Annotated in this window: 6 protein-coding genes and 1 pseudogene; 5 read left to right on the top strand and 2 right to left on the bottom strand. The window is 72.5% G+C overall.

Annotated features, from left to right (window positions below; genetic code table 11):
• Positions 1 to 977: pseudogene (locus ABWK99_RS11145) on the top strand (hypothetical protein); the annotation flags it as partial.
• A gap of 3 nt (positions 978 to 980) precedes the next feature.
• Here the strand turns inward: ABWK99_RS11145 and ABWK99_RS11140 are convergent.
• Positions 981 to 1,367, bottom strand: a complete 387-nt coding sequence (locus tag ABWK99_RS11140; RefSeq protein ID WP_372594774.1) for a phage holin family protein — start codon at positions 1,365 to 1,367, stop codon at positions 981 to 983.
• A gap of 45 nt (positions 1,368 to 1,412) precedes the next feature.
• Here ABWK99_RS11140 and hisC point away from each other — a divergent pair, with 45 nt between their 5' ends.
• The 4 genes from hisC (at position 1,413) to ABWK99_RS11120 (ending at position 6,329) form a co-directional block, all read left to right on the top strand.
• On the top strand, positions 1,413 to 2,510 hold the full coding sequence (gene hisC, locus ABWK99_RS11135) for a histidinol-phosphate transaminase (RefSeq protein ID WP_372594773.1): 1,098 nt from the start codon (positions 1,413 to 1,415) through the stop codon (positions 2,508 to 2,510).
• A 145-nt stretch (positions 2,511 to 2,655) separates the two neighbouring features.
• The gene (gene pdhA, locus ABWK99_RS11130; protein ID WP_372594772.1) at positions 2,656 to 3,771 is read left to right on the top strand and encodes a pyruvate dehydrogenase (acetyl-transferring) E1 component subunit alpha; all 1,116 of its coding nucleotides are present in this window, start codon (positions 2,656 to 2,658) and stop codon (positions 3,769 to 3,771) included.
• Positions 3,768 to 4,859, top strand: coding sequence for an alpha-ketoacid dehydrogenase subunit beta (locus ABWK99_RS11125; RefSeq protein WP_372594771.1), 1,092 nt, complete (start codon positions 3,768 to 3,770; stop codon positions 4,857 to 4,859). The genes pdhA and ABWK99_RS11125 overlap by 4 nt, the downstream gene beginning before the upstream one ends.
• Before the next feature lie 48 nt (positions 4,860 to 4,907).
• Positions 4,908 to 6,329 (top strand): dihydrolipoamide acetyltransferase family protein, encoded by a 1,422-nt coding sequence (locus ABWK99_RS11120; protein WP_372594770.1) that lies wholly within the window; start codon positions 4,908 to 4,910, stop codon positions 6,327 to 6,329.
• 209 nt (positions 6,330 to 6,538) lie between these two features.
• Here the strand turns inward: ABWK99_RS11120 and ABWK99_RS11115 are convergent.
• Positions 6,539 to 7,820 (bottom strand): SulP family inorganic anion transporter (locus tag ABWK99_RS11115; RefSeq protein ID WP_372594769.1); only part of this gene is annotated, 1,282 nt, incomplete at its 5' end.

Here is a 7,820-nt window from a genome sequence, read left to right as displayed (position 1 = left end):
CCGGGGTGGTCGGCGAGGTGATGGCCGGCCTGGGTCCGCTCCCCGCGGTGCCCGCGCGCATCGACGGGTGGGAGTCGGTCGTGCCCCCGCTCGCCGCCTTCCTGCGCGGCGCGCTGCCGGGGCGTCGCCCGCCCTCCCTCTCCCCCGTCGAGGACCTGGCGGGACCGCTTGCCACGGCGGACGCGCTCGGGGCGGCACTGCTCGGCGGCCCTACGGCCCTTGCCGTCGTCCGTCGTCCCGGCACCGCTGTGCAGAAGCCCCCGAGGTCCACCGCGGAGGTGCTCGGACTCATCGACCAGCAGTACCCGGCGAACGGCGGTGCGCCCGGGTCGGTCGCCGTGCAGGAGCTGGTCCACGACGACGGTTCGCGCAGCTGGGTGGTCCTCGTGCCCGGTACCCAGGAGATGGTGCCGGGCGGGAGCAACCCCGCCGACCTGCGCTCGAACCTCGACCTCGTGGCGGGGCGGCCGGACGAGATCTCCCGGCTCGTCGAGCAGGCGATGCGGGCAGCGGGGATCGCCCCGGACGAGCCCGTACTCCTCGCCGGCCACAGCCAGGGCGGCATGGCAGCGGCGCGTGTCGCCGCCGATCCGGTGATCCAGGAACGGTTCACCCTCGCGGCCGTCCTGACCGCCGGCTCACCGGTGGGGAACGTCGACCTCCCCGGCAGCACCGAGGTCCTGCACCTGGAGCACGACCAGGACGGGGTCCCGCTCCTGGAGGGCCGGGACAACCCCGACACGCCGTCGCGCACGACGGTGCGGCGGGACCTGTCGGTCTCCCCCGATCCTCGGGACCGTGCTGCCGCCTCGCTGCTGGGGGCTCACGGGCTCGCGGCGTACCAGCGCACCGCCCGGGTGGCCGCGGCCTCGGGGGACCCGTCCGTCCTGGCCTTCTCCGCGACCGTGGCCGGGGTGCTCGGCGGCGCCGTCTCGGCACGGACCACCGTCTTCCAGGGGGTGCGCGTCACGCCATGAGCGCTACTTCCGCTTGCGCGCTCCGGGGATGACGACGCTCAGCAGGAAGCTGACGACGGAGATGATGAGCGCCCCGACGACAGCGGTGCCGAAGCTCTCGACGCGCAGGCCGTACGAGGTCAGCTCCGAGATCCAGCCGGTGAGCATGAGCATCAGGGCGTTCACCACGAGCGTGAACAGGCCGAGGGTCAGCACGTAGAGCGGGAAGGCGATCAGCTTGACGACCGGCTTGACGATCGCGTTGACCAGACCGAAGACGAGGGCGACCACCAGCAGGACGATCACCGTGCTGCCGGTGCCCTCCCCGGCGACGACCGTCAGCCCGGTCAGGAGCGCGGTGGCGAGCCAGATCGCGGCGGCGTTGATGACAAGGCGGAGCCAGAAGGACATGACCCCATCCTCACACCCGCGCGGGTCGCCTGGCATGCTGAGCCGATGACCGTTCGCCCGTGGTCCCCCACCTCCGTGCGCCCACGCGCTGCCGTCGCCCAGCTCCCCGCGTACGTGCCAGGTGCCAGGACCTCCGGGGGTGACCAGCACAAGCTCTCGTCGAACGAGAACCCCTTCGCTCCTCTCGACTCCGTGCGCGAGGCCGTCGCCGCCGCGGCCGGACAGCTGAACCGCTACCCCGACATGTTCGCCGGGGAGCTCGTCGAGGCGCTCGCGGCCCGGCACGGTGTCGGTCCCGAGTCGGTCGTCGCCGGCTGTGGATCGGTCGCCGTCCTCGGGCACGTCCTCCAGGCCTTCTGCGAGCCCGGCGGTCAGGTCGTCTCGGCCTGGCGCTCCTTCGAGGCCTACCCGATCCTCGTCGGGCTCCAGGGCGCCGAGCACGTCCGCGTCCCGGTCGATGCGGAGGGAAGGCACGACCTGCCCGGCATGGCCGAGGCGGTGACCCCGACGACCGACGCCGTGATCGTCTGCTCGCCCAACAACCCGACCGGTCCGGCCGTGCACCACGAGGAGCTCGCGACGCTGCTCGGGAGCGTCCCGGAGTCGGTGCCCGTCGTGCTCGACGAGGCCTACCTGGAGTTCGTCCGCGATCCGGCGGTCGCCGACGGGGACAGGCTGCTCGCCGAGCACCCGAACCTCGTCCTGCTGCGGACGTTCTCCAAGGCCTACGGGCTCGCGGCCCTGCGCGTCGGCTACGCGGTGGCGCACCCGGAGATCGCTCAGGCGGTCCGCACGAGCTCCACCCCGTTCGGGGTCAACCATCTCGCCCAGGTCGCGGCCCTCGCCTCCCTCGAGGCAGAGCGGGAGCTCGCCGCGCGGGTGGACGAGGTGGTGGCCGAACGAGGCCGACTGGTCACGGGCCTCCGTGCCCAGGGCTGGACGGTCCCGGACCCCCAGGGGAACTTCGTCTGGCTCGGTCTCGGTGGCCGCACCCTCGACCTCGCACGGGACGCCGCCGAGCACGGCGTGCTGGTGCGGCCCTTCGCAGGGGAGGGGATGCGGATCTCGGTCGGGACACCCGAGGCCACCGAGGCCGTGCTCGAGCTGACGCGGGCCTGGAAGGCGGTGGACGCCCTGCACTGAGCCGGCGCCGGCCGCCGGCCGGCTCGCTTGGTGGGAGTGCACAACGAGGTGCAGAGGAGGTTGTGGAGCACGTGCAGACGTAACCTACGGTTGCGTAGCCTACGCTGGCGTAACCTCGCTGCGCCCGCCATCCGGAAGGACCCGCGTGACCGAGCCCGACCTCGTCCAGCTGCTCACCCCCGCCGGGGGACGAGTGGCCCGCCCCGACTACGACGCGCGTGTCGCGCACCTCGACGCCGCCGCCCTGCGTGGCCTGTACGCGGACATGGTGCTCGTGCGCCGCTTCGACACCGAGGCCACCGCCCTGCAGCGTCAGGGCGAGCTCGGTCTCTTCCCGCAGGCTCTCGGCCAGGAGGCGGCCCAGGTCGGCTCCGGCCGCGCCCTGCGTGCCCAGGACCACGTGTTCCCGTCCTACCGCGAGCACGGGGTGGCCTGGACCCGCGGGGTGGACCTCGTCGACGTGCTGCGCCAGTTCCGCGGGATCGACCACGGCGGCTGGGACGCGGCGGCACACCACTTCCACCTCTACACGCTCGTCATCGGCTCGCACCCCCTGCACGCCGTCGGGTACGGCATGGGTGTCCAGCGGGACGGCGACGTCGGCACGGGGGACCCCGACCGGGATACCGCCGTCGTCGCGTACTTCGGGGACGGCTCGACCTCGCAGGGCGACACCAACGAGGCCTTCGTCTTCGCCGCGGTGAACCAGGCGCCAGTGGTCCTGTTCTGCCAGAACAACCAGTGGGCGATCTCCGAGCCGACCAGCAAGCAGACCCGTGTCCCGCTGGTGGACCGCGGTCTCGGTTTCGGGGTGCCGAGCGTGCGGGTGGACGGCAACGACGTCCTGGCCTGCTACGCCGTGACCGCCGAGGCCCTCGAGCGGGCGCGCAGCGGCGGTGGCCCCACGTTCATCGAGGCCTTCACCTACCGGATGGGTGCCCACACCACGTCCGACGACCCGACCAAGTACCGCACCTCGGAGGAGGAGCAGTCCTGGCGGGAGAAGGACCCGATCGATCGTCTGCGCGCCTACCTGGAGTCGATCGGGGAGCTGCCGCAGTCCTTCCTCGACTCCCTCGACGCGGAGGCGGAGGCCTTCGGCGAGCGATTGCGCACCGAGGTGCGGGCGATGCAGCCGCCGCCGACCTCCAGCATGTTCGAGCACGTCTACGCGGGCCCGCACGCGATCGTCGACGCCGAGCGCGCGTGGTTCGAGCAGTACGAGCAGGGATTCGAGGACGTGGCGGGAGGCGCACGATGACGACGACCTCCGGACAGGCAGCACCGGCCGGGGCCACCGCTCGGCAGGCCGTGGGGACCACGGCACCCGACGCCCCGACGACGGCCGTCGAGGAGCCCGTCCGCACCGAGCGCATCACCCTCGCCAGGGCGATCACCCTCGGGATGCGGACCGCCCTCGCGAACGATCCCTCCGTCCTGCTCATGGGTGAGGACATCGGCCGGCTCGGGGGCGTGTTCCGGGTCACCGACGGGCTCCAGGCCGAGTTCGGCGAGAAGCGCGTGGTCGACACGCCGCTCGCCGAGTCGGGCATCATCGGCACGGCGATCGGCCTCGCGATGCGCGGCTACCGGCCGGTGTGCGAGATCCAGTTCGACGGCTTCATCTTCCCGGCCTTCGACCAGATCACGACGATGCTCGCCAAGATGCACTACCGCTCGCGCGGGCGCATCGAGCTGCCCGTCGTCATCCGGGTCCCCTTCGGCGGGGGCATCGGCGCCGTCGAGCACCACAGCGAGTCGCCGGAGGTGCTGTTCGCGCACACCGCCGGCCTGCGCGTGGTCAGCCCGGCGACCCCTGCGGACGCGTACACGATGATCCAGGAGGCCATCGCCTCTCCCGACCCGGTGCTCTTCTTCGAGCCGAAGGGCCGCTACTGGGACAAGGCAGAGGTCGCGCTCACGCCCTACGGCATCCCCGGCGCCGGGCTGGACAGCGCGCGGATCGCGCGTCCGGGGACGGATGTCACCGTCGTGGCGCACGGACCGACGGTCGCGACGGCCCTGCGGGCAGCGGAGGCCGCTGCCGCCGAGGGGACGAGCATCGAGGTCGTCGATCTGCGCACCCTCTCGCCCCTGGACACCGCGACCGTGGTGGAGTCGGTACGGCGCACGGGACGCTGCGTCGTCGTCCACGAGGCGCCGGTGCTCTACGGGACCGGGGCGGAGGTCGCCGCCCGGGTGACCGAGGAGTGCTTCTTCCAGCTCGAGGCGCCCGTGCTGCGGGTCGGCGGGTTCCACTCGCCCTACCCCGTCTCCCGCCTGGAGCACGACTACCTGCCGAGTCTCGACCGGGTGCTGGACGCCGTCGACCGCGTCCTGGCGACCTGAGCGCCCACCAGCCCGGCCCCCGTCCGTCCTCCCGCTAGGAGCCCGCCAGTGCCCAGGTTCGAGCAGTTCCGCCTCCCCGACGCCGGGGAGGGCCTGACCGAGGCCGAGATCGTCGAGTGGAAGGTCGCCGTCGGCGACCGGGTCACGGTCAACCAGGTGATCCTGGAGATCGAGACCGCGAAGTCGCTCGTCGAGCTGCCGTGCCCGTACGCGGGAGCGGTCTCCGCGATCCTCGTCGAGCCGGGCACGACGGTCGACGTCGGCACCCCGATCATCACGATCGACACCGACCCCGACGGCCCACCCGCCGACGCACCGTCGGGCGACGAGGAGGCGGCAGCGGGCCAGGAGGCCCCCGCCGCGCAGGAGAGCGCCAGCGGCGCCGTGCTGGTCGGCTACGGGGTGAGCGCGCACGGGACGGCTCGGCGCGCTCGCCGAAGCGCCGGCTCCGCGCCGGCTGCGGAGGCGGAGGCACCCGCGGTGCCGCCGCCGGCTCCGCGGGTTCCCGCAGCGCCTGCGGCGCAGGGGCCGGCAGCTCCCGCCGCCGTGGTCCGGCACGAGGCCCAGCCCGTGCTCGCCAAGCCCCCGGTGCGCAAGCTCGCCAAGGACCTCGGTGTCGACCTCGCGACCGTCGACGCGACCGGTCCTGGCGGCATCGTCACCCGTGAGGACGTCATCGCCCGCGCCTCCGGGAACGAGCCGCAGACCCTCGCGACCTACGCCAACGACGACCAGCCCTGGCTCAAGATGGGCACCGTCTCGCCCGACGGCCGCACCACCCGCGTCCCGGTCCGCTCCGTCCGCAAGCGGACGGCCGAGGCGATGGTCGCCAGCGCCTTCACGGCCCCGCACGTGTCGGTCTTCCACACCGTCGACGTGACGAAGACGATGCGCCTGGTCGCCGCTCTGCGCGAGGACCGCGAGTTCGCCGACGTCCGCGTCACGCCGCTGCTCATCGCCATGAAGGCGCTGCTGATCGCCGTCCGCCGGCATCCGGAGGTCAACGCCTCCTGGGTGGACCAGACGCAGGAGATCGTCTACAAGCACTACGTGAACCTCGGGATCGCCGCGCAGACCCCACGGGGCCTCGTCGTGCCGAACATCAAGGACGCGCACCGGATGGGCCTGCACGACCTCGCCGTCGCGCTCGCCGACCTCACCGGCGCCGCCCGTGCAGGTCAGACGACGCCGTCCGACATGGCCGACGGCACGATCACCGTCACCAACGTCGGGGTGTTCGGGATCGACACCGGTACGCCGATCCTCAACCCCGGGGAGTCCGCCATCCTCGCCGTCGGGGCGATCCGCGAGCAGCCCTGGGTCCACAAGGGCAAGATCCGCAAGCGCCAGGTCACCCAGCTCGCGCTGTCCTTCGACCACCGGCTGATCGACGGCGGACTGGGCTCGCGCCTGCTGGCCGATGTCGCCGCCGTCCTCGAGGAGCCGGGCCAGGCGCTCGTCTGGAGCTGATCCCGCCGCCCCCTGCGCCGGGAGCGCCCCTCACGCCGGGAGCGCCCCGTCGCGCCCGCCCCTCGCAGCGCCCACCCCGCGCCGCGCCCACCCCGCGCCGCGCCCACCCCGCGCCGCGCCCCGCGGCGGGGAGTGTGAAGGGTTCGCCCCGTCCAGCGGGGCGAACCCTTCACACTTGCCCCTGAGGGGCGCGGCCGGCGGGGCAGGTCTCAGTGACCGGCGCCCAGGTTGCCGGAGAGCAGGGCGTGGCGGCGGGCGCTGTCGTCGTTCAGGTTGATGATCGACACCGTGCTGCCCTTGGCTGCGTACTTCGTGGTGATGGCGTCGAGCGTGGCGACGGTCGAGGCGTCCCAGATGTGCGCGCGCGACATGTCGATGACGACGTTCTTCGGGTCACCGGCGTAGTCGAACTGGTAGACGAGGTCGTTCGAGGAGGCGAAGAACAGCTCGCCGGTGACGGCGTAGACGCGGGTGTCCTCGTCGACCGGCTCCAGCGCGGTGACCTGCGTCAGGTGCGCGACACGGCGCGCGAAGGTGGTCATCGCGACGACCACGCCGGCGAGGACGCCGTAGGCGAGGTTGTGGCTGACCACCGTCACCACGACGGTCGAGAGCATGACGATCGTCTCGCTGCGCGGCATCCGGCGCAGGGTCGAGCGCCGGACCGAGTGCCAGTCGAAGGTCGAGAACGCCACCAGGAGCATGACGGCGACCAGCGCAGCCATCGGGATGACGGCGACCTGCTCGCCGAAGACCACGACGAGCAGCAGGAGGAAGACCCCGGCGAGGAAGGTCGAGATCCGGGTCCGCGCCCCGGAGGCCTTCACGTTGATCATGGTCTGGCCGATCATCGCGCAGCCGCCCATCCCGCCGAAGAAGCCGGAGACGACGTTCGCGACGCCCTGGCCCCAGCTCTCCCGGGTCTTGTTCGAGTGCGTGTCGGTGATGTCGTCGACGAGCTTGGCCGTCATCAGCGACTCGAGCAGCCCGACGAGCGCCATCGTTAGCGCGTAGGGGGCGATGATCTTCAGCGTCTCGAGGGTCATCGGGACGTCGGGGATCAGCAGCGAGGGCAGGCTCGAGGGAAGCTCGCCCTCGTCACCGACGGTCGGCACGGAGATCGCCCCGACGACGGCGGCCGTGGTGAGCAGCACGATGACGACGAGGGGAGCGGGAACGGCGGTGGTCAGCCGCGGCAGCCCGAAGAGGATCGCCAGCCCGATCGCGACCAGCAGGTACACGGCCCACGGCACGTTCGTCAGGTGCGGCAGCTGGGCGAGCGCGATGAGGATCGCCAGAGCGTTGACGAAGCCCACCATGACCGACCGCGGGATGAAGCGCATGAGCCGCGCCACGCCGAGCAGGCCGAGCACCACCTGGAGGATCCCTGCCAGGATCACCGTCGCCAGGAAGTAGTCCATCCCGTACTCGCGCGCCACCGGGGCGATGACCAGCGCGATCGCTCCCGTCGCAGCGGAGATCATCGCGGGG

The organism is Actinotalea sp. (assembly GCF_041597215.1).
Lineage (GTDB): Bacteria > Actinomycetota > Actinomycetes > Actinomycetales > Cellulomonadaceae > Actinotalea.
The sequence above is the reverse complement of the archived record's forward strand: the minus strand, read 5'-3'. Positions and strand labels throughout refer to the sequence as shown.